The sequence below is a fragment of the Pseudoalteromonas sp. NFXS53 genome, from assembly GCF_056629255.1.
The window spans coordinates 408,431-430,119 of the sequence record NZ_JBWVBR010000001.1 but is presented as its reverse complement, the minus strand read 5'-3'; the positions used below and the strand labels follow the sequence as shown (position 1 = coordinate 430,119).

General features: G+C 39.9%; 19 protein-coding genes. 10 read left to right on the top strand and 9 right to left on the bottom strand.

Features of this window, described 5'->3' with window-relative positions; all coding sequences use genetic code 11:
- Positions 1 to 62: 62 nt before the first annotated feature.
- The 3 genes from AC1HJP_RS01785 to AC1HJP_RS01775 all read right to left on the bottom strand — a co-directional run bounded on the left by AC1HJP_RS01785 (position 63) and on the right by AC1HJP_RS01775 (position 5,546).
- Positions 63 to 2,165 (bottom strand): PDC sensor domain-containing protein, encoded by a 2,103-nt coding sequence (locus tag AC1HJP_RS01785; RefSeq protein ID WP_480359954.1) that lies wholly within the window; start codon positions 2,163 to 2,165, stop codon positions 63 to 65.
- Positions 2,166 to 2,439: 274 nt separating this feature from the next.
- Positions 2,440 to 4,302, bottom strand: a complete 1,863-nt coding sequence (locus tag AC1HJP_RS01780; protein ID WP_480359952.1) for a S8 family peptidase — start codon at positions 4,300 to 4,302, stop codon at positions 2,440 to 2,442.
- Between the two features lie 203 nt (positions 4,303 to 4,505).
- On the bottom strand, positions 4,506 to 5,546 hold the full coding sequence (locus tag AC1HJP_RS01775; RefSeq protein ID WP_480359951.1) for an MBL fold metallo-hydrolase: 1,041 nt from the start codon (positions 5,544 to 5,546) through the stop codon (positions 4,506 to 4,508).
- Positions 5,547 to 5,890: 344 nt separating this feature from the next.
- Between AC1HJP_RS01775 and AC1HJP_RS01770 the strand changes: the two genes are divergently transcribed.
- On the top strand, positions 5,891 to 6,487 hold the full coding sequence (locus tag AC1HJP_RS01770; protein WP_480359950.1) for a TetR/AcrR family transcriptional regulator: 597 nt from the start codon (positions 5,891 to 5,893) through the stop codon (positions 6,485 to 6,487).
- 14 nt (positions 6,488 to 6,501) lie between these two features.
- Positions 6,502 to 6,990, top strand: coding sequence for an N-acetyltransferase family protein (locus AC1HJP_RS01765; RefSeq protein WP_480359949.1), 489 nt, complete (start codon positions 6,502 to 6,504; stop codon positions 6,988 to 6,990).
- Positions 6,991 to 7,028: 38 nt separating this feature from the next.
- Here the strand turns inward: AC1HJP_RS01765 and AC1HJP_RS01760 are convergent, their stop codons facing one another.
- Positions 7,029 to 8,906, bottom strand: a complete 1,878-nt coding sequence (locus tag AC1HJP_RS01760; RefSeq protein ID WP_480359948.1) for a methyl-accepting chemotaxis protein — start codon at positions 8,904 to 8,906, stop codon at positions 7,029 to 7,031.
- Between the two features lie 94 nt (positions 8,907 to 9,000).
- Here AC1HJP_RS01760 and AC1HJP_RS01755 point away from each other — a divergent pair, with 94 nt between their 5' ends.
- The 3 genes from AC1HJP_RS01755 to AC1HJP_RS01745 all read left to right on the top strand — a co-directional run bounded on the left by AC1HJP_RS01755 (position 9,001) and on the right by AC1HJP_RS01745 (position 12,061).
- A complete protein-coding gene (locus tag AC1HJP_RS01755; protein ID WP_480359947.1) occupies positions 9,001 to 10,131 on the top strand; it encodes a porin in 1,131 nt (376 codons plus the stop codon).
- Entirely contained in the window at positions 10,124 to 10,906 is a 783-nt protein-coding gene (locus tag AC1HJP_RS01750; protein ID WP_480359946.1) for a substrate-binding periplasmic protein, read from the top strand. Before AC1HJP_RS01755 ends, AC1HJP_RS01750 begins: the two co-directional genes overlap by 8 nt.
- A gap of 93 nt (positions 10,907 to 10,999) precedes the next feature.
- Positions 11,000 to 12,061 carry an ABC transporter substrate-binding protein gene (locus AC1HJP_RS01745; RefSeq protein WP_480359945.1) on the top strand — a complete coding sequence of 354 codons (1,062 nt, stop codon included), beginning with the start codon at positions 11,000 to 11,002 and terminating at the stop codon, positions 12,059 to 12,061.
- A gap of 76 nt (positions 12,062 to 12,137) precedes the next feature.
- On the opposite strand, the gene AC1HJP_RS01740 is transcribed toward AC1HJP_RS01745, so the two are convergent.
- Together AC1HJP_RS01740 and AC1HJP_RS01735 are read right to left on the bottom strand one after the other, a co-directional pair.
- Positions 12,138 to 13,289: an MFS transporter gene (locus AC1HJP_RS01740; RefSeq protein WP_480359944.1), complete on the bottom strand. Its 1,152-nt coding sequence runs from the start codon at positions 13,287 to 13,289 to the stop codon at positions 12,138 to 12,140.
- A gap of 11 nt (positions 13,290 to 13,300) precedes the next feature.
- Entirely contained in the window at positions 13,301 to 13,666 is a 366-nt protein-coding gene (locus AC1HJP_RS01735) for a VOC family protein (protein WP_480359942.1), read from the bottom strand.
- A 98-nt stretch (positions 13,667 to 13,764) separates the two neighbouring features.
- Here AC1HJP_RS01735 and AC1HJP_RS01730 point away from each other — a divergent pair, with 98 nt between their 5' ends.
- Entirely contained in the window at positions 13,765 to 14,628 is an 864-nt protein-coding gene (locus AC1HJP_RS01730) for a LysR family transcriptional regulator (RefSeq protein ID WP_480359941.1), read from the top strand.
- A 136-nt stretch (positions 14,629 to 14,764) separates the two neighbouring features.
- Here the strand turns inward: AC1HJP_RS01730 and rraA are convergent, their stop codons facing one another.
- From rraA to AC1HJP_RS01715, 3 genes are all read right to left on the bottom strand, one after another.
- Entirely contained in the window at positions 14,765 to 15,244 is a 480-nt protein-coding gene (gene rraA / locus AC1HJP_RS01725; protein ID WP_480359940.1) for a ribonuclease E activity regulator RraA, read from the bottom strand.
- Between the two features lie 99 nt (positions 15,245 to 15,343).
- Complete coding sequence (locus tag AC1HJP_RS01720) at positions 15,344 to 16,147, bottom strand: substrate-binding periplasmic protein (RefSeq protein ID WP_480359939.1); 804 nt, start codon at positions 16,145 to 16,147, stop codon at positions 15,344 to 15,346.
- Positions 16,148 to 16,291: 144 nt separating this feature from the next.
- Entirely contained in the window at positions 16,292 to 16,966 is a 675-nt protein-coding gene (locus AC1HJP_RS01715) for a TorF family putative porin (protein ID WP_480359937.1), read from the bottom strand.
- Between the two features lie 459 nt (positions 16,967 to 17,425).
- Between AC1HJP_RS01715 and AC1HJP_RS01710 the strand changes: the two genes are divergently transcribed.
- From AC1HJP_RS01710 to AC1HJP_RS01695, 4 genes are all read left to right on the top strand, one after another.
- Positions 17,426 to 18,376 carry a GlxA family transcriptional regulator gene (locus AC1HJP_RS01710; RefSeq protein ID WP_480359935.1) on the top strand — a complete coding sequence of 317 codons (951 nt, stop codon included), beginning with the start codon at positions 17,426 to 17,428 and terminating at the stop codon, positions 18,374 to 18,376.
- The gene (locus tag AC1HJP_RS01705) at positions 18,373 to 19,617 is read left to right on the top strand and encodes a peptidase S41 (RefSeq protein ID WP_480359934.1); all 1,245 of its coding nucleotides are present in this window, start codon (positions 18,373 to 18,375) and stop codon (positions 19,615 to 19,617) included. The genes AC1HJP_RS01710 and AC1HJP_RS01705 overlap by 4 nt, the downstream gene beginning before the upstream one ends.
- 131 nt (positions 19,618 to 19,748) lie before the next feature.
- Positions 19,749 to 21,038, top strand: coding sequence for a DUF2252 family protein (locus tag AC1HJP_RS01700; RefSeq protein WP_480359933.1), 1,290 nt, complete (start codon positions 19,749 to 19,751; stop codon positions 21,036 to 21,038).
- 182 nt (positions 21,039 to 21,220) lie between these two features.
- Complete coding sequence (locus AC1HJP_RS01695) at positions 21,221 to 21,658, top strand: BLUF domain-containing protein (protein ID WP_480359932.1); 438 nt, start codon at positions 21,221 to 21,223, stop codon at positions 21,656 to 21,658.
- Positions 21,659 to 21,689: the final 31 nt, after the last annotated feature.

Genomic DNA, 21,689 nt, shown 5'->3' with positions numbered 1-21,689 from the left:
TTAACAACTGCTAGCAAAGGCGACCATGAGGATACATGGTCGCCTTTTTTGTACTTAGAACTTTAATAATAGGTCAGTATAGTGATAATGAAAATTGAGATTGTCATCACAGGCCAGAACCAAATATTGGCTAAGCGTTTGTATACTCGCCCGTCTCCAGTTTCTTCTTTCGCTTTATAATATTGATGTGCTATCAGCATAAACAATGACGATACCAAATAAAGTAAGAAGTAAAAGATCTCAAAATAGACGACCTCATCGATTTGTAAGTGCTCTCGGATACTATAATGGGCAAGTAAAATCGTAAAAACTACTGCGGTTATATTATTACGCAAGTCACCATAAGGTGTGTACTTCATACTCACAACACACGCATATAACAGGCATACCATGACCATTACAGGCAAAAGCGTCGTCACAAATGGGCCGATAAATTCACGCTCAATGTTAATGTTATAGTTAAGCTCAGGCGCGACATTTTGGTTATAAAAGCTATCTAAACCAAAATTAGTATTATAACTTTCAAATCGATACTTGAAGTAACTGCTCTTTAACTGCCACTCATCAAGCACAATATCGGGAGATACAGCTGGGTTATCCATTTTTGACAGTTTTTCATACGACTCAAGATCCGGCACTAAAATAACATTGCCGCCCATATCAGCTTCATTAAAACTCAGTTCTATGCTCTTATGATCAAACGGGTATTTACTGTAATCAAACTGCTGCCTAGTTTCGATAGAGAAATGCCAGCCAACTAACACACCGCCATCTTTTAAATCCTGCCGATAGGCCTGTTCAATTTTACTGTTTACAGTATGATTAAAAGCCAACTTAGGCTCAATAAAGGCTTTCTGAAAAGCCGTTAGCTTTTGCCAAGCATGGCCTGTCAAATGCACGTTATTGGCATTTACAAACTCAAGTGACTCAACATACAAACCCGTTGCTACATACTCAGGCTGCGCAACATGCATTGTTTCCATCCTGTCACTGTAGCTCGTTGAAAACGCCTCTCTTTGTGCTTGTGTTGTGATCACGACATTATCAGCGCGTTCAAGGGTTTTAAAACTCCTGGCAAACTCAAGTACAAGTGATGTACTCAGTATTAGTGTCACTGACAACAGCACATTGTTTTGTGTCCAAGTCAGTTTTCTTTGCTTCGTCATCAATAAAATAAGAAAGATAAATGAAGCTGCGCCCCAAGCAATAATATGAATATTATTTTGACGACGATCGTCTCTGTCCATGTAAAACATGTCAGAAGACATCCGGGTGATCAATGTCCAATTTGTGTGTGGCACTTTAGTACAAGCGGCATAATGCTCGCTGTTATCAAGGGTTTCACCATTAAAAAACAAGTAATCTAAATCGCTTTCAAAACACCCTGATATTTTAGAGAGATAAGCAAACTCAGTTTCTGACACTAAGTCTTGTAAGTTTTCCATTTCTCTGACATGGCTAAATACAGGGTGAGAGATTAGGTTTTGTTGCTTAGAAAATAAAATACCATAACCACCTAAACCCAAATCAAGCTCTTTGAGTGAAGCAGTTAAATGATCCAACGATATATCAGAAGGAACCACTCCTATTGGCATTTTCCCTTCTCGCTTGGCGTTTTTATATTGATAAAAAGGCACCGAGTAAGTCGTCATCAACACATTGTTTTGCGGCTCGTAATAAGGTTCAGTCCAGATAGGTCCCTCTTTTAACGGCCTGTGATACCAGCTAAATTCTTTATAAGGCTTGTCATAATCAACCAAGTTATATTTACGCTCGACCCCCGTTAACCTTTCATAATAGGGGCTAAAATATCGGATATTAGGCTGGTATTGATAAGGGTGAAAGGTCACATTCAAAGAATAAATATCTTCATTGACGGCAAACTCATCTTCTAACAGCTTTAACACAAATGTTTTATCTGGCGTTGCCGTGACTTCACGGGCAAACCTATCAACACTTGTCATGATTTTTTCTAGTTCACTACCCACTTCTGCCGCGGCATTTAAAGTCTGGGTTTTGACTTGCTCACGAACGCCTTCACTAAAAGACCGTGTCTGCTGGATTTGATAAAAGCTATTTAAGATAAAACCACAAACAGAAATAATTAAAAATAAAGTCAAAAGTGGTTTAGTTAATTGGTTATCCCAGGGATCTTTCACACGCACGCTGTTTTCCAATCTGTGTTTAAATTTTTAAAAATATTAATTCACTAAAATTCAGGCGATCTTGCCCTATCAAAGCAAGAGTAATATGGAATTAAGGTAGAAATATGAAGCCGAAGCAATACATATTGTTAACATTTTAACTAAAACAGAGAAATAATTTGAGTTTTACGCAGATTTTTATCTGAAAGGATTAAAAGAATAAAAAGCGCATAAAACAGATTGCTTTATGCGCTTTACTTAACGACTTAATTAATTGGATTTAAAACGTTTAAACTTAGTAGCTAGCTTGAAGCGTCAAACCACTATAAGCGCTATAACCACGAAGCATGATGTAGTAAGTACCACCTGTACCAGAGCTCAAGCTACAGCTCTCATTGTTACCACTTAGGTAAGGGCGACAGTCATATGAACCAGTTGTTGGTGCAACTCCTTTACGAACATAAAGGTCTACATCACCAGAACCACCTGATGTATTTACATTTAGTGTAACACCTGCAGGTACATCAATCGTGTAGACAATCTCAGAGTTACGTGATCCAGAAAGACCCGTTACTGGTACACCATTATCAAGGCAATTGGCGCCACAGCCACCACCCGTTGAAGTTTGTGCTACCAGCGATACACTAGAATACGCACTATAACCACGAACCATTACATGCCACGTACCAGCAGCTGGGTTATTGAAAGTACAGGTTTCTTCGTTACCGTTTTTGTATGGACGACAGCTATATGATGATTGTGTAGGCTTAGTACCTTGTTGAACATAAAGGTCTGCATCACCCGTACCACCAGACATATTGAATGTCACACCAGCCGTATTTGCTGGCACTTCAAATGTGAAGAAGCTTTCAGAGTTTGTCGCACCGGAAACTTTCACTGCTACACCATCCTGTAAAACAGGATCAGGGTCGATTGGGTCAATTGGCCCGCCATCGCCAGCTAGGCTGTAAAGAAGCTCGTTTGGTGAACCTGATTTTGCGTCACTCACTTTATTTTTCGAACTACGGTTACTTAAAAGAGAATCAATTTGCGCAGGCGAACGCGTACTATCTTCATCTAGATAAAGTGCTGCAACACCAGCAACATGCGGTGCAGCCATTGATGTACCACTGATGGTATTAGTTGACGTGTTAGAGTTGTACCAAGCTGACTTGATGCTTGAACCCGGCGCGTAAATATCTAAGCAACTACCATAGTTAGAGAAGCTTGAACGACTGTCACTGCTCGTTGTTGAACCAACTGTAATAGCATCAGCAGCACGTGCTGGTGAGTAGTTACATGCATTTGAGTTGTCATTACCAGCTGCGACAACAAAGGTTACGCCTGCAGCAACTGCGGAGTTAACTGCATCATCAAGTGCTTGTGAAACGCCACCACCTAAACTCATATTCGCAACAGACGGGCCAGACGCATTGTTTTTCACCCAATCAACACCTGCAATAACGCCCGAGTTAGTACCTGAACCAGAACACCCTAGCACTTTGATACCAACGATATTTACATTCTTCGCAACACCGTACTGGCTACCACCAATTGTACCCGCTACGTGAGTACCATGACCGTTACAGTCTGTTGCATCTGCATCGTTATCAACGAAGTCGTAACCATGTGATGCTCGACCACCAAATTCATTGTGAGAAATAAGCACACCAGTATCGATAACATAAGCTGTTACACCCGCACCGTCATAGTCATAATGATAGTTTGAGTTAAGTGGCAGTGAACGTTGGTCAACACGGTCTAAACCCCAAATTGCATTCCCTTGATCAACATTGGTTGCTGCTAGAGGAGACACACTCACAATCTGATCTTGCTCGATATAGTCAACATCAGGGTTGTTTAGTAAGTCTTGAACTTGGTTTGCAGATGCATTCACAACCACACCATTTAAAGAACCAGCAAACTTGCGTGATACATCTACGTTATATTTATTAACGAGTGTTTGGCTGGCTTGCTCAGCATAACTTGCTACTGCATCAGCGCTTTGAATATTTAAAACAGACGGCGTTTTAAATACTACAATGTATTGATTTGGAATAGCTTTACTTGCAGAAACTTGTTTAAGCTCTGCTTGAGCTAAAGCTTGACCAGATACAATTGCACCGATAGCAAATGCTAGAGTCGATAATTTACGCATAATGATTCCTTTTACTTTGTTGTTTGATTAAAAATCACTCAAACCATAGCGCAAGGAATCTTAAAGATCACATTTTATTTACATAAATTTAAACTTTCTCATCTTTAAATTCGTACCTATAACTTTACATTTAAGTATTTTATTCATTAGATTCAATTATTTAATTTAATAAATTTGACACAATCAACATTGTTAAATTTTAGTTACAAACTAGGCAGGAGTGGCTTCCACCAATATGTTTGTACAAATTGCTTTTCTGAATTGAAAATTTCTCCGGTTATTGGTGTTCTAATTACAGCATGATGCTCATCTGCCGCTTTTGACACGCGCTCCAATGGTTCGAACCATGCATGAAATGCTAAATCAAATGTGCCATTATGCACCGGCACCATCACTTTACCTTGTAAATCAAGGTGTGCTTGTAAGCTTTGCTCTGGTGTCATATGAATATCGGCCCAATCTTTATCATATGCGCCTGTTTCAATGAAAGTTAAGTCGAATGGGCCGTATTTCTCACCAATTTTCTTAAAGCCATCAAAGTAGCCAGAATCACCGCTGAAATAGATGCTTTCTTTGGTGCCTTTGATCACCCAAGAACCCCACAAGCTTTTATTGCCATCCGATAAAGCGCGACCAGAAAAGTGCTTAGTTGGGGTAAAAGCGACCAGTGCATTATCAGTTTGTAGTTCTTGCCACCAATCAAATGACAACACTTTTGACGTCTCAACACCCCAGCGCGACAAGTCGGCTTCAACCCCTAGAGGCACTAAAAACTGCTTGGTTTTATCGGCCAGCTTCTTAACGCTCGCTTTATCTAAGTGATCGTAATGGTTATGTGAAATAAGTACTTTATCTATCTCTGGTAACTCATCAATGCTGATAGGCGTTTGCTGAAAACGCTTAGGACCCAAAAAACTAAATGGCGACGCACGCTCTGAAAATACCGGATCAAGCAACCAAAATTCACCATAAACTTTAAGCAATATTGACGAGTGCCCTAGCTTGACCATATAGATTTGATCATCTGAAAGTGCCTGTAACTGTTCAGTACTCAAGGCTTTCATAGGCAATAGCTGGTCTGGCACTGCATGTTTTTTCTCTTCAGTGATATAACGACCGATTAACCCTAGCATTTTGCCAAAGCCATTCGCTTCCATAATGTCGTCGTTATGAAACTTACCATTATGATAATGGCTCGACCCTTGCGACAAAGTTGAATCTTGTGTTGCTAATTGATTATTCACTGAACATGCTCCCACTGTTAAAGCAATAAAACCTACACCTAACCAAACATACCAACACGCAATAATACCTATCCGATTTGAGGGACTAAAACTGACGCTTGCTGCGTTAAAAATTTCTAATTTAGAAGAACTAAATAACAAAATTTTTGCCTTGCTATCGCCAAGTTTTTCTCGCCTCAAAATAGTTCACTTAATTAAGCATGTTGGTATTACTCATTTTCATAATGCACCAGACGAAAGTAAACTACACGGTGTAGTTTTTCACTAAAAACATAAAAAGTAAACTACTGAGTGCAACTTTTTTAATTTGGATTTAGAATATGGCGGTTATCGAGAGGAAAATTATGAAGTTATCTGATCAAAAGAAATTGCACATTTTAACTGCCGCAGAACAATTGTTTTATGAGCAAGGCGTCGATGCCACCAGCATGGACGACATAGCCAAGCTTGCCAAAGTATCTAAACGCACGGTTTATAATCATTTCGATACTAAAGATCAGCTGTTTCACGCGATTTTATTCAAAATGAAAGACGAATTAATGGCGACAGAAGCGGTGGTTTTTGACCAAAGCAAACCCTTGCATGCGCAATTACAGCTCATTGCAGAGCAAGAAGTACAGCTACTGACTTCAGACAATTTTTTGCGCATTGCAAAAATTGCCTTTATGCAGATGCTAAAAGATCCAGAATTAGCCTCACAACTTGGTAGCAACAAAGTGGGCTGCATGACATTTATTGAGACCTTCTTAAAAGATGCCGCCGATGCAAACGAGTTAGACATAGATGACATTGAATTTGCAGCAAAACAGTTTCTTTTCCAGCTTAAGTCGTTTATTTTTTATCCGCACTTATATGGATTCGAAAAACCGACTCCGACACAGCAAAAACATATTATCGAACAAACAATTACTATGTTTTTAGCGCGATATGCAAATAATTAACATCTGAGGTCAATATGATAAGAGCAATGACACGGGCAGATTTTTCTGCATTTTGGTCAACTTTTCAGCGTATCATTCAAGCCCAAGAAACCTATGCCTTTGAACCAGACATGAACGAGTCGAGCGCATATTCACTATGGTGTGAAGCGCCGCTAAAATGTTTCGTTTACGAAGAGCAAGGACAAGTACTAGCGAGTTATTATTTAAAAGCCAATGCCATGGGGCCAAGCTCACATATTTGTAACTGCGGCTATATGGTCTCACCTCTTGCAGCGGGAAAAGGCATTGCCAGACAACTTTGTGAGCACTCTCAAGAAATCGCCCAAGCGCTTGGTTTTAAGGCCATGCAGTTTAATTCTGTGGTCTCAACTAATACCGTTGCGGTATCGCTTTGGCAAAAGCTCGGCTATGAGGTTATTGGCACAATTCCAAAAGCCTATAATCACCCGAAGTTAGGTTATGTTGATAGTCTCATTATGTATAAATGGCTGAGCGATGAATAATACCAATTCTAGAGGGTTGGTATCAGCCGAAAACCTCTTTAAACAATAAACTTATTCAACAAGTTTTGCTGCGACTTCACGTCTCCCAGAAGTTGTTCATTGGCGGTGATCTGTTCGTGCGCAAAGCTGTCTACTTGCTGGCTGATATCACGAATACTAATGGTGTTTTTATTAATATCTTCAATCACCACACTTTGCTCCTCAATGGCCGCGGCAATTTGAATATTACGGTCCATTATTTCTTTCACTTCGTTCGATATGCTCTCTAAAGAATCACTGGCTATTTGTGTATGTTCAACACAACGATTTGCTTTGTCTTTACTTTCATCCATCGCCGTTTGCACTTGCGAAGAATAGTGCTGAATTTGCTCTATCATAGATTTAATTTCAGTGGTCGATTCTTGCGTTCTTGATGCTAATGTTCGCACTTCATCGGCCACAACGGCAAAACCGCGACCTTGCTCACCCGCTCGCGCAGCTTCAATTGCCGCATTAAGTGCTAACAGGTTTGTTTGCTCTGCAATGCCGTTAATAACAGAAAGAATTTGCTCAATGTTATTGCTGTAAGAGGCCAGTTCACTACTGAGCTGCTGAGCCGAACTAATAGACGCCGACAACTGCACAATATCTTGAGTTGTTTTTGCAAAGACCTGTTTGTTCTCATCTGCTGTCTTATTAACTGCGGTCACAGAAGTCGCTGCATCTTGAGCGCTAGCAGCAATATCTGACGATGTGGTACTCATTTCATTCATTGCTGTCGCTAAATTATCTATCGACAAGTATTGCTGATTGAGAGACTCAGATGACTGCATTGACAACTGCGAAGCATGGTTGCTTTCTGAGGTGATGTTCTCAGCTTTGTGCTTAATGTCTGACACCAACTGTTGCAAATAAGATAAAAACTGATTGAAGTTATTAGCCACAACCCCGCACTCATCTTCACTTTGCACATTTAAACGACGAGTCAAATCACCACCGCCACTGGCGATTTGGCCAATTGCACTTTCTAATGTATCGAGTGGGCTCAGCAGGTGTTTAGCAAGTTTTCTTAATAAAAATACACACAGCGCAATGCTAAATACCGCAAAAATAAATGTGCGACTGGTAAAAGTAGACAAAGACTCATAAACCAAAGACTTATCTAGCAACACAGCCAAATACCAATCAACCCCTGCACTGTCATCAAGCGGAAAAAAGTAAGCCAGCTTATCTTCGCCTTGATGACTCAACTCTAAAATTTCACCTTGCCTATTTGGACCTAGTTCGTACACTTCTTGGCTAGACTTACCATTTAAACTGGCATTAGGGTGAGTAATAATCGTGCCTTGTCCGTCAACAATAAACGCAAAGCCGGTATTGTTGAAATTAATGGTATTCACACTATCTGCGATGGTTTGCAAAGATAAATCGCCGCCTATCGCCCCTTTAAAACCAGCGCTATTTACTGAAGTAACAATAGAAACCAGAAGTTCTTTTGTAGCCGCATCAACATAAGGCGGTGTAAACACAATTCCTTGAGTATTTTTAGCTTGCTGGTACCAAGCGCGCTCTCTAAAGTCGATTTCAGGTGGGTTTACGCGATTTTTGTTATTAGAGCGAAGTCCTCGTTCATCTGCCAAGGTACCAAACACCAATAAAAATTCATTTCTTAGGGCATTATTTTCGAGGGATTTCTGAAAATTGTCTTTTGAAAAGTCGCCTTCAAGCTGATGCTTAAGAATGCGAATTTGCGCGGCTTTTCCTGCCATCCAATTACTGATACTACTACTGAGTAAAGCGGTATTATCGACCACATAGGCTTGTGTTTTTTGCTTTAAGCTATTCTCAACCAAAATATATGTTGAAAGCGCCAAGAGCGAAATTACCACAAATACTACAACCCCAGATACCACCGAAAACTTAGATCTAATCTTCATTTCTCAGCCTTATTTGAATTATGCAAGAAAGCCGTCAGCATTGTGTAAATATAAACTATACTGAAAAAAACACGCACTTTTGCAGAGAATTCTTATGAGAAGCATCGCTTATGTCGCCGCCTTGTTAAGTCTTATCTATGCAGTAAACGTATCAGCAACTTCAAATACGCAAGACGAAATAGCCTTGCTAAAAGCGCAATTAAGATTATTGCAGCAAAAAATAGAAGCACTTGAAAAAGCCCAAGCAAATCACCCGGTAGCTAAAAAGTCAGCGCCAAAACCGAGTATGGATAAAACGAGTAAGGCTAAGTCTGACAAAGACCTAAAGTTTTACGCCACCATTAGACCAACTTATGGTTACATTGATAATGCAGGTGAGAGCACCACTGACGTCAGAGATGCGTTGTCGCACATGGGCATTAAATCTACCCACAAATTCTCGAGTGAATTTAAAGCCACACTACATGGTGAATGGGGCATAGATTTATCTAACAACGGCGATTTTGGTAAAGCAAGGCAAGTGTATGTTGCACTCGACACGCCCCTTGGTGAAGTAGGCATAGGTAAACAACGCCCCGCACAATACTTATATATTGCTGAGTATATTGATATTTTTAATCATGCTAGTAGCCCGTTTGCCTACGACCCCGAGAGCATTTTCTTCGTAAACAACTTTCTCACCTACTCAAAACAATTCGGTGATTTTACCTTTAAGGCAGGCGCACAATACGATGGTGAAAATGGCGATAATTACTCAGATTTATTTAACACAGGCCTAAGTTACGATGTCGATAACCTACACTTGGCGATTACTTATCAAAACAACCAAGTGTATGACGGCGAAACACACTTAGGTGAGAACCGTATTTTAGCTTTCTCTGGAGCTTATACTTTCCCATCAGACCTCTATATTGCTGTTGGTTATCAAGATAAAAGTTACGATCGCATCACAAGTAATGACCGAGATGGCTCAACATTCGACATTTCTATGGGCTATCCAATTACCAAGCACTATAAACTTAAGATCGGATACTTTGATTTCGACGACGGCCTAGATAGCAGTGGCAATGGTTTTGACGGTTATAACGTGACGCTAGAGTGGCTACCGGCCGACAAACTACGCTTTCATTTAGAGTATTTAACAAAAGACTATGCTAATAACACAGGGTTTGATTCTATTTCGGTGGGCTTTAGATATGACTATGTGAAGTTTTTAGATGAATAAGCTTTTCTTTCTATCAGCGCTGGCTTTAACGGTTTGTTTTACGCCACTACAACTTATAGCGTCAGACTCACCAATTAAGGTAAAAATCATAGTTGATGAAGCCTACCCGCCCTACAGTTATGCCGTTAACGGTGCGCCTCGTGGCATTTATATTGAAATGATCCGAAAAGCTGGAACATTACTTAACGATGAATACCACATTGAGTTTGAATCAATGCCATGGAAACGCGCCCTAAAAGAAATAGAACTAGGCCATGCTTTTGCAATTCTCCCCCCTTATATCCATCGACAGGCTAGACCTTATATTGGCCCTTATTCAGTGTCATTGTTAACCGAACGAGTTGTTGCTGTTTGTAACAAGCACATTTCGCTAAAGTCGCTTTTTCAAGGCAAAAACGTGCTGCAAAGCAAACCACTTAATATTGGTATAAACGCAGGCTACCTTATGTTTACTGATAAATATAAAAAACTCATTGCCGAAGAAAAAATTAAGGTCTGGGAAAACAAAAGTACTTATGCCAATTTACACAAGCTGATTGATGGCAAAATCGATTGTTATGTAAATGATAGTCGCGCAATAGAGCACAACTTAGCAAAATTCCCTGAAATGGATATAAGTAATTTTAATGAAGAAGACGAGCTCAGCCGACAGACTGCCCATATCGGCTTTAGTAACAGCCCTCATGGTAACTTTCCCTACAAGAGCGACTTTATTAATAAACTAAACCTCGCCATTGGCATGGTAAAAGAACAACATAAAAAGTACCAAGATTAAGGCTGAGTTAATTTTACATTCTATCTAATCCTGTGTTTAATTAATTCATTGTCAGCTTTATAGTTGTATTTCTGTTTTGGGCAACACAAATTTATGATCAGATTTTTTTGTTTTTGTATTATCACCTTTATTTTAAATGCCCAAGCCATTGCCAGTGAGTTGCGCCCTCTCAACGTGATGTTTTTAAATCCAGGCCATCCCTCAAATAATCCCACGGGTTACTTTTGGCCTAACGTGAACTATTTCATGCAAGAAGCTGCTGACGATTTAGACATCAACCTAACCACCATTTATGCCAATCGTAATCATATTCTCATGAAGTCATTTGCTAAGGATGTGATAGCTAAAAAACCAGATTATGCGGTTTTGGTCAATGAGAAAGGGGTCGCGGTCAAATTGGTTAAAGAGATCACCAAACATAAAATTCCAGTATTTATGTTGCTAAATGATCTCTCAGATGAAGAGCTTAGCTCCATCTCAGCAGAGCAGAGGCAATATTATGCGGGCAGCTTGATCCCGAATAACTTTGATGCAGGCTTTTCTTTAGCCGAACAACTCCATGATGCATTAGTCACAAACAAAACAACACACAGCAAAGTCAATGTGCTCGCCCTACATGGAGATACAACCTCTCCTGCTTCTGTTGCCCGAGCTGAAGGACTCAATAGCTTTTTGAATTCACACCCTGCAGTGCACTTAATTGATAGCACAGTTGCACACTGGTCAAAACAAAAAGCTTATGAAAAAGTAAAAGGCATTTTGAAGCATCAAAAAGTCGATATCATTTGGGCAGCCAATGATGCCATGGCCTGTGGGGCAACCTCCGCTGTAGCGAGTTACAACTTACTACCAACAATTCGAATTGGCGGCATAAACTGGGATGACGATATTCCTGAAGGGAGATTAGCGGTTTCTGTTGGTGGCCATGTCACGCTTGGCGCTTATGCCATGGTTATGATCAAAGAGTTATCTGAAGGTAAAAGGCAACCTGAAAGAGTTGAGCATTCGATTTTTCAACACAGTAACATCAAATCCTATAAAGCCTTCATGTCAGCATTGCAACAAAAACGTTTTAACCAGTGTAATTTTGCCGACTTCTTAAGCGATTCAGATACCAAGCGCGCGTTTTCTATCGACAATTTGATTTGTGAGTAGCTTTCTGAGAGCTAAATATGTGCATAAGCAGACGGTGAGTACTAATAAAATCACCGTCTCTTAATAATTTTGAAAATTAAACTACCTCATGCCCTTCTTTAAAATAGTTTGAACAAATTAGGACAAATATTGACGTGATTACAAAAGTATAAAATGCGGTTTTTAATGATAGAAACTCTGCTAAAACGCCAATTAATACTGGCCCCAATAACATTCCGCCATAAGCAAACATCGCGATACTTGCAATCGCCGCTCCAGCATTATTTTCATTGATTTTAGCCGCTTTTGAAAAAGCCAATGGCATTAATATCGCGTAGCCTATTCCTAACAGCGAAAACGCAAATAAACTCACATAAGTGTTATTAATTACAACCAATAACAATGCACCAAGCATACTACTAATTGAACAAAGCCTAACCGTGTTAACAATACCAAAAATTTCAATAATTTTGTGTCCACTTAAACGTGTTAGCACCATAAAAATTGAAAAAACCGTATACGCTAAAGCCGCCTGTGCGTGTGAGCTGTTAATTTCGCTCGACATATAAATTGAAGCCCAGTCTGCCATAGCTCCCTCTCCTAATGCGCAAGAAAATGCAACCATGGCAACCACAAGTAGCGAGCCTTTTGGAAACGAAAAACTCGCTTTTTTTGCCTTATTCTCCCCATCATCAGTAGATAAATATTTATGTTTTCCAAGCCACCAACATATTGGAATAACTAAAAAGCTAACAATTATGAAATGAGCAAATAGTGCTGTATGGTAAGTTGCCGCTAAAACGCCACTTGCAGCCCCCAATCCAGCTCCGAAACTAAACATTGCGTGAAAAAATGGCATCAGTATTTTTTTGCTCTGCTTTTCAATGCTAGTTCCCCATGAATTCATTGCTACATCCATTGCGCCGTGAACCCAACCAAACGAGAATAATGAAATTGCTAACAACAGAATATTTTCACTCAAGCTAATCAGAGCAAAAGGAAATGGGTACAGTATGCAAAGCCAAAATGATAGTTTGGACGCCCCCACTTTATCAGCCATGCTTCCAGCTACCGCGAATGAGGATATTGCGCCAAACGCTAATAAGAGCAATAGCGCAGACAACTGCATTTCAGAAAAACCAAATGACTCCTTGATAAACGGCACTCGAGAAGCCCATGCACCGAAAAGCAAACCATTGAAAATAAAAACGAGTGCTACAGGTACAACCTGTTTTGAAATAAACTTCATATTTCAGCTCCTTATACCGTAACTTCTATCTGGTTCTTTTCCGGATCTTCTAGAATAAACTCGTAATACCCATCTCCTGTTTCTCTTGGTTGGTTAAGCACGTTAATTCCCTTAAGTAACGCATATTCATAAAATTCATCGACAGCTGAAGTTGAGCCCACAGAAATAGCTATATGTAACGAACCGTTAGCATTGCGACTATTTTGTGAGTGCATAATCTCTAGTCTGGCGCCATTTGCAAACGACAAGAAATATGATGAGAACTGCTTTTTACGATTGTAATATTTGGCGTTAGCAATAGCGTTAAAATGCTCAACGTAGAAACTTTTTAACAGCTCTAAATTTTTGGCCCAGATACCAATATGTTCAATTTTCATAGCGAATACTTCTTAGATAATAAGGAGTATTCATCTTCCCACTCATTCATAACTCCAGTAAAATTGATTAATTTTCTATAGTTATTAAATTATTTTATATGTTAGCTAAAGTATTAACCCACCTTCCCTATTTGGCAGCAGTAGCGAAACACGGCAGCTTTTCAAAAGCAGCAGATGAAATTGCCTTGACGCAATCAGCACTTAGTTACCAAATACAAAAACTGGAAGATAAATTAGGCTTTAAAGTCTTTACTCGTGGAAAAGGAAGCAAAATAACATTAACCAGTAAAGGTGAGTTAATGGTTAATGAGTTTAATCGCCTAGAAAAAAGCTTTAATGTATTGCTTGACGATGTCCAAATCCATAATAAAAAGAAGCACTTTAAAATAAGCTTGCCGACCGACTTTGGCGTAAAGGTAATTACACCACTCTTACCTACATTCGAAAAAGATGGCGTTACTTTAGATTTAGACCTAAATGATCAGGTGATCCAGCTGCAAAACAGTCACTTCGATTTTGCAATAAGAAATAATCAAGATGAAAAAGGAGTAGAGTATCTTAAGCTATTAAGCATAGAGAATATGGTGATTTGCTCCAAAGAGTACGCACAAACCAATAACTTAAAAACGCCAAGTGATGTAAAACACGAACACAAATTAATTGTAAGGAATAAGACAAAAAGTAAAAGTTGGGAATCTATTTTTACTAAGAAAGGGAACACATTTACTCATCATCAGAATAAACAACTAATTACTAATAGTTTTGGCATGATGGAATCAACTATAGCAGGCTTTGGTATTGCTATTTTACCAAAGTATTTTGTTTCTGATTCGAAAGTTAAAAATCGCTTGAGTATCCTAGGTGATGTTGAACCAACAACATTTTACCTCGCTTACCAAGATTCACCGGTATCTAAAAAGTGGGCCAACTACATAAAGAACACTATACTTTCAAATTCTTAACTGAAATTAAGTATACAAAATAGTATTTTTTCAGAATCAATGGGACAGCTCTTATAAATTTCATACAGAGTTGAGTTTTATCAACGCCTATACTGTGCTCACTGTATCCAGCCAAACAAGCCAAAACTCTCCCTTATTAAACCTCCATTTTACTGATCACCACACCATTCTCATCTGCATACACCCAATCACCTTCTGACACCTCTGCACCGAATAAAGTAAGCGAGCTTAGCATACTGCCTAAGCCTTGCTTTTTAGTTTTACGCGGTACGTGCCCTAGCGCCATGACACAAAATGGCAATGTTTTTAATATTTCCACATCGCGAACACAGCCGTTTACAATAATACCTGACCATTGGTTTTTAATGGCTGATATAGCCAGATTATCACCAAGAAAAGCGTATGATTTAGACCCTTGAGCATCAACGATTAACACCTTATTTTCGCCAGGTTGTCGTAAAAACTCGCTAACTAGACTGTTATCTTCTGGGCAGCGGATAATCACGGCTTGGCCTTTCATATAGCGTGATTTACCAAAGTGTGACAAGCCATGATCCATAACTTGTAAAGTATCGCCGTATTCGTCGTACAGATCGGGGGTCGTAAAAACAGACATTTATGATTCCAATTTAAGACAAGGTAATACTTACTTAAGCAGTTAAAATTAAAAATTCACAATCTCTTAAGCTAATAGCGGCTATTCATCGAATGCATATTATTGGTGGGTGCAACGGGCTTCTAGCGAGAGCTCTTGCTCTGAAATTTGTGTGATGGTTTCTAGGTAGCGTTCTTTGATGGGTAAGTCCAAGCCTTTTGAATAAATTTCGTCAATTGCACTCTGTAGTTGAGTAACCAACGTTTGAGGCACCCTCTTATTCAGGGCCAAGTAATTTCCACCCAGCCGAGGATCATCTATAAAGTAGGCTGGTACAACCTGCTCTGGTCGAAGTCGATAATTCTGAATGTGGAACTTTAGACTATTCGCTGAGGCAATAAACAAATCGAGTTTGCCCTCCGTAAAGGCTTTTATTTCTGCAAACTTTTCAGAAAAAGGAATGTAATTTATGTGCTCTTTAAACCCCCACTGCTTGAGCACTTCTTCATATGCATCGCCTTTATGCAAAGCAACCGTGTAATTTGCCAACTCTTCGTTGTTATTTATTTGAATATCATCACGTTCAGTAAGCTTATAAAAGCACCCAGGGCTTGAAATAAGCGGCCCAACCCACTGAAATGTCTGCTCTCTACTTGGCAGCCTTGAAGTCGATATTAGACCACTACGAGCGTCTTTTAAACTCAGTGTCATCGCGCGCTTCCAAGGGTATAGTGCAAACGTGCATGTTATATTTGCCATTTTGCAAGCCATAGCCACAATATCGGCATTCACGCCAACGACAACGCCTTTTTCTAGAAAGTTATAAGGTGGAAATTCTTCTGTATAGATGGTGAGCGATTGCTCAGAGCCAATAGCGTAGGTCGAAGCAAACAACAGAGCAATACAGCACCTTTTTAACTTCATCAAATAACACCTTAGGTAAAAATAAGAGTATGAAAAACTTATGTTTCAAGTTCATGACTAATGTTAAGCATAGGAAGAAAATCGAGAATTGCCATTTCCTGAATGAATTATGGAAATGGCCGTTCAGAGAAATATAGAAGGTGTTTATAAGCTAAAGGTTTTACCTACGGTAAACAAGATTGTCGAATCGCCATAGGTGTCGAGATCGGTGTCTTCATAACCCAAAGATAAGTCCCAGCCGCTGATTGAGTAATTCCCCGTCACTCGCCAATGAATGTAGTCATCGTCTTTACCCTCCCAAGTCCATTTATCATCATCCATACTCATGGAGTAATCGATACCTACATCAACCGAGAATGACTCGTTAATAGGGAAGTTATGAGTCAGCATCACAATGCTATGACCCGCTCCAGTACCAAAGTAGTCCCACGCATACCAAAAGTTAAGGTTAGTGTTACCGTAATTAAACTTTGCATAGGCTTCTGCATAGTTATAGCTAGAGCTCACATCAGCACCGTGGTAGGTGTACTGCGCGATACCTACATCTAAATTAAGCACATCATTCAGAGCCGTGTAGTAACCTACATAACCATCAAACTCGATGTTGGTATCTTCGCCAAAATCAACATTTGAACCCCAGACACCTGCATACCACCCGGTACCTCCCGCCCAATCAAAGCTTGCCTGAATGGCTGGGTCTTCTTGAGTTTGGCTTACCCCATTAAACAAATAATCAGACACACCGGTTACTGTAACAGATGTATCTGCTAGCGCAGGAAAAGTACAAAAACAAAGTGTGTATAAAGTCAGTTTTTTCATGGTTTAACTCAGTAATAAATTTCCCTTATAGACTGAGGTTAGTACAAAAATTTCCACTGTAAATAAATTGAATAGACAATTTCCAAAACAGAAACACTTTACCTTTAAGTAACATTAAACAATACCTTGTTGCTAATACCAAAATATCTACACTGTTATTGTTCGTAATACTTAACCCTGTTTTTATGTGGTTTACTCTTAATCAACCTGAAAATATATAACCATATACTAATATTGAAATATAACTTCCCCAATCGCCCCGCCCGTCGGGGCACTTTTTTGATTAAAACGAAAAGACAACAAAGACCAACTCGCTCTGATATTCCTGCAGAAAACGTATTTGCTTTGGCGTTCACACTCACAAAATGTCTTTTTTTGTCGTTTTTGTGTTTTAAACGACATATTTAGTCACGTTAATATAGGCTTAATCAAAGAGTCTAATTTTATAGAACAACTTATATGACCATCAAACAAGTCTATTTCATCGCCGATGGCTTTCAAGCTCTTGACCTATTTGGCCCGCTTGATGCCTTTATGGAAACTAACAGCATTAAAGCCAAAGCCTACCAGTGCAAGCTATTAGGGATCAGTAAACAGCCTGTACAAACCGCTTACGGACAAAGCGTGTCTGTCGATTACTGTCTGAACGATGACTTTGAGTATGACGATTTGATCATTTGTGGAGGCACAGGCATGCGTACCTTGCAACTAACTACAAAGCAGCTCAAAGCGCTTTCTGACATAGCAAAAAAAGCAAAACGCGTCTTTAGCATTTGCACCGGGGCGTTTATTCTCGCCAAACTCTTTGACGAGAAAGCCCTGACGATTACAACACATTGGCGTCATTGTGAGAGCTTAGCTAAGCAGAACCCAAATAAAACCGTCACGCCTGAGCCGCTCTTTATTCGCGATGAAAATATCTGGTCATCCGCAGGGGTGCTTTCTGGTGTTGACTTAGCATTGGCAATTATTCGCGAAGACTATGGCAATAGCATGGCTGCCAAAGTTGCTAAAGACTTGGTGGTTTATCTACAACGAGCAGGCTCACAGCAGCAATATTCAGATATTTTAGAACTACAGTCTGGTGCAAGTTTAAAGCTCTCGCCATTAATTGATTGGTTAAGTACACAATTAGACAAATCTGTCACCGTTACTCGTATGGCAGAGTTTTGCAGTTTGAGTGAGCGACAACTCACACGACTATTTAAACAACACCTTAACTGCACGCCGAGTCATTATTTTCGGGTACTCAAACTTAATCATGCCAGAGATCTATTGTGTGAAGAAAACATCAGCCTGCAATTTATCTCGCAAAAATTAGGCTTTAACAATTACGACAGTTTTCGCCGTGCTTTTATTAAGCAATTTGGCCTCTCACCTTCACAGTATGCTAAGGGCACTCACGCATGAAATTCGTTTTGAAATTACTCGTTATCGCCTTATGTAGCTTTGCCACCTATGCGAACACCCTTTCGACTGAGCAACAACAAGCTTGGCTAGAAGACATTAACTTTTATGAAAACCAAGTCAGAACCAAGCACATTGAACCGTTTCATACGCTTGCAGAGAGTGACTTCGTTAAACTTTTAAAAGAGCTAAAACAAGATTTACCACTACTCAGTGAGCCTCAAGTAGAAGCGCGGCTAATGGCGATAACTGGTGCCATTGGTGACGGGCACACTAACTATTTTATGATGTCAGGGCCCCACCAGCATTTTCCGCTTAGGTACAAATTTTTTGATAAAAAATTACGAGTCATTGATGCAACTAAGCCATATCAGCACCTTATCGGTGCCGAACTTAAAACCATCAATGGCTTAACCGTTGAGGCACTCTTTGAGTTAATCACACCTATATTGCCTGGCGTCGATAACCAATTTAGCGCCAAAGCCCGCTTCGAATTTTATTTAACCCTACATAAGCTGTTATTGGGTCTGGGTCTTGTAAAAGAGAATGCTGCGGCACAGTTTGTATTTGAGCTTGAGGGCAATACGCTTAGCGAACAAATAACCCCAGTTGCGATGAGTGAATTTGCCAAACTCAGTTCCGCTTTTAAAAATCACACCGATAAATTAAATAAACTAGATATTGCCATGCCGGGGATAACTCTCAGCTTGTTAAAAGAGCACAAAGTCGCTTACTTTGATTTTAACGCCTACCCCAGTTTTGAGCAGGTCATTGCTGAGTGCCAAGCACTGCAAAAACAATTAATGGCTGCGAAATCAAAGTATCTGATAATCGATTTCAGAGGCAATGGCGGGGGCAGTTTTTACACAGGGTTGGCTTTTTCATCTTGTCTGTTACCTATGGATCAATTTGATTGGAAAACAGGTGTGCTTGTTCTCACTGATGAGCACACATTCTCTGCAGCAATGAGTAACACCGTACAGTTTAAACAAATTCTCAATGCGCGAATTTTTGGCACACCAACTGGCGGTGATCCAAACCAATTCTCAGAAAGCCATCGCTTTGTTTTGCCAAACTCGAAAAGAAAACTGAGTGTATCAAAACGCTATTACCCGTTTCTTTTTGACGATACAGATGCTGTCTACCCCGATGTAGTCGTTGAAACTTCATGGCTAGAATATCAGCAAGGCAACGACCCTGTGCTCTCAGCTGTGCTAGCAGAGGTAGCGACTCATCTTCGCTAAGTTCCGGCGTTGTGTTGAGATATAAAGCAATAAAGACACCATTGCGAGCAAAGTATTTATGGTTACAATGAAGATTAAGTACTGCTCGCAAGAACTAAAAAAGCGAGTAAAGATATATCAAAGGAATACTCGTGGAAAGACAAGAAACGCTGGTTCAATATTTCAAAGAGCATGATGGGTGCGCGCCTTCTTCTGAACTCTCAAAACACCAAAAAATGGTAAATAGCCCATTCCAGTTTTTACGCGGCTCAGCGCCGTTGATGTACCGAGATATCGCAAGCCAAATTATTCAGCTTCCAGAAGCTTTATCAAACCTTCCTCTTACAACCATTATGGGCGATTGTCATACCAGTAATTTTGGCTTTTTAAGTGAAGAAGGCTCCCACGGTGAAACTGTGGTGTTTTCACCTAATGACTTCGATGACGCCTGCTTTGGTCATGCCAGTTGGGATCTATTCCGATTTTTAGTTAGCCTTCCACTTGCGCATGCCGAGGCCGCTCAAATTCAGGCAGAGTCTGAGTGTGAAAAATTCAAAGCAAAACCTCTTGCTGATGAACAGCAGATACATTCAGCGCAGCAGGCTTTTTTAACGGCCTATATCGAAACTTGTGAGCGTTCATTACAGCAGAAAAACAACAGTCAAACTGCACTCACTGAATTTTCAAAAGGTCATATTTTGTATAAGCGCTGGCAAAAAGCGCTCACTAGAGTAGTCGGTGGCGAAGCCTTTATGACTAAAAGCACCTTGGCTAAAGAAGTTGATTTAGTGCAATGGCGATTTAAACAAAACCCTGACAAGTTTATTCCTTTGCCTGATGACATCTATGAGAACCTGTACATGCAATTCAGGCCTTTTATGGATGATGAAATACTCGACATCGTCATGCGTCATAACGCGGGCACAGGCTCAAATAATTTAGGCCGCTACTATGTTTTAGTGGGCCCGAGCCAGCCCCATGATGCAGCTAAAACGCATATTGTTGAAATAAAACAGCAAAGAGAAGCTGCGCCCATAAAGTACTTCTCTAAGGTATCAGTAAACAACCGACTCTCTGCGGCGCATTTAACAGTAAATTGTCAAAGAAAAATGCAGCGCCGACCCGACCTAATTCTCGATGATGCAATTTGGCAAGACAAACATTGGTTACTTCGCTCACGCCATCACGCCCGCGTAGGCATTGATTCTGAGCACTTTATGTTAGGTAAAAGAGCAGCCGAAAAAGGCGGTGTTATTCAGTATGCACTGAGCTGTGGTGAAGCGCTGGCACTCGCGCATATGCGTGGGGATCGCCGCTCAGTGGATTTTCAAAAAGCCATCCATGAACTTTTACCTCAGCAAAGTCAGCCCTTAATCAAAGCTGCTAACAATTATGTACTTCAAGTAAGCAATGATTTCTTAATTCTAAAATCTTTGCTTTAGTTAACCTACTAAGTGACAACAAGACTAGGGCTTACTCGTGCTAGTCTTGGTCTTAACATCAAACGCCTTTTCTCTGTTTGTCAAAATACTGAAGCTGACTGACAAAGTAACAGCATTTTAATTGTTATTTCTGCATCAAACCTTCTATATTTTATAGCAAGTAAACATACAACTTAACTCAGATGCTTATCGAATTTATTTATACCAGTACAGCGTCAGAACCTTTTTCTTGGACAGAGTTAGAAGTTCTCAGGCACGAATGCGAGCAGCGAAATCATATTAAAAAAATCACAGGTATGCTGCTCTATGATGGAAAACATTTTATGCAAGTGTTAGAGGGCCAAGAAAAAAAAGTGCTCGCACTGTTTGAACTGATAAAATCAGATCCCAGACATCACAATATTGAAGCCCTGATACACAACCCTATCGATAAGCGAAACTTCGGAGATTGGGCAATGGGGCTCATTACTTGCGATGAAAAAACGCAACTGCAAACTGTGACTGAGTTAAGAGGTAAAACCAGAAAACCACTGAGTTATGAGTTACTTTATGCCTTTGCCCATAACGAACTCACTATTGATGATATCGTAGAAACAAATACGCCATCAGAAGGTAAATAGCCTAAACAAGCTGTAAACCCCCTTTACATTT

Coding starts and splice junctions, on each gene's coding strand:
- AC1HJP_RS01745 (WP_480359945.1), top strand. CDS start 11,000: ATGATCAGATTTTTTTGTTTTTGTATTATCACCTTTATTTTAAATGCC.
- AC1HJP_RS01720 (WP_480359939.1), bottom strand. CDS start 16,147: ATGAAGTTAAAAAGGTGCTGTATTGCTCTGTTGTTTGCTTCGACCTAC.
- AC1HJP_RS01755 (WP_480359947.1), top strand. CDS start 9,001: ATGAGAAGCATCGCTTATGTCGCCGCCTTGTTAAGTCTTATCTATGCA.
- AC1HJP_RS01740 (WP_480359944.1), bottom strand. CDS start 13,289: ATGAAGTTTATTTCAAAACAGGTTGTACCTGTAGCACTCGTTTTTATT.
- AC1HJP_RS01705 (WP_480359934.1), top strand. CDS start 18,373: ATGAAATTCGTTTTGAAATTACTCGTTATCGCCTTATGTAGCTTTGCC.
- AC1HJP_RS01760 (WP_480359948.1), bottom strand. CDS start 8,906: ATGAAGATTAGATCTAAGTTTTCGGTGGTATCTGGGGTTGTAGTATTT.
- AC1HJP_RS01715 (WP_480359937.1), bottom strand. CDS start 16,966: ATGAAAAAACTGACTTTATACACACTTTGTTTTTGTACTTTTCCTGCG.
- AC1HJP_RS01695 (WP_480359932.1), top strand. CDS start 21,221: ATGCTTATCGAATTTATTTATACCAGTACAGCGTCAGAACCTTTTTCT.
- AC1HJP_RS01780 (WP_480359952.1), bottom strand. CDS start 4,302: ATGCGTAAATTATCGACTCTAGCATTTGCTATCGGTGCAATTGTATCT.
- AC1HJP_RS01735 (WP_480359942.1), bottom strand. CDS start 13,666: ATGAAAATTGAACATATTGGTATCTGGGCCAAAAATTTAGAGCTGTTA.
- AC1HJP_RS01750 (WP_480359946.1), top strand. CDS start 10,124: ATGAATAAGCTTTTCTTTCTATCAGCGCTGGCTTTAACGGTTTGTTTT.
- AC1HJP_RS01710 (WP_480359935.1), top strand. CDS start 17,426: ATGACCATCAAACAAGTCTATTTCATCGCCGATGGCTTTCAAGCTCTT.
- AC1HJP_RS01770 (WP_480359950.1), top strand. CDS start 5,891: ATGAAGTTATCTGATCAAAAGAAATTGCACATTTTAACTGCCGCAGAA.
- AC1HJP_RS01765 (WP_480359949.1), top strand. CDS start 6,502: ATGATAAGAGCAATGACACGGGCAGATTTTTCTGCATTTTGGTCAACT.
- AC1HJP_RS01730 (WP_480359941.1), top strand. CDS start 13,765: ATGTTAGCTAAAGTATTAACCCACCTTCCCTATTTGGCAGCAGTAGCG.
- rraA (WP_480359940.1), bottom strand. CDS start 15,244: ATGTCTGTTTTTACGACCCCCGATCTGTACGACGAATACGGCGATACT.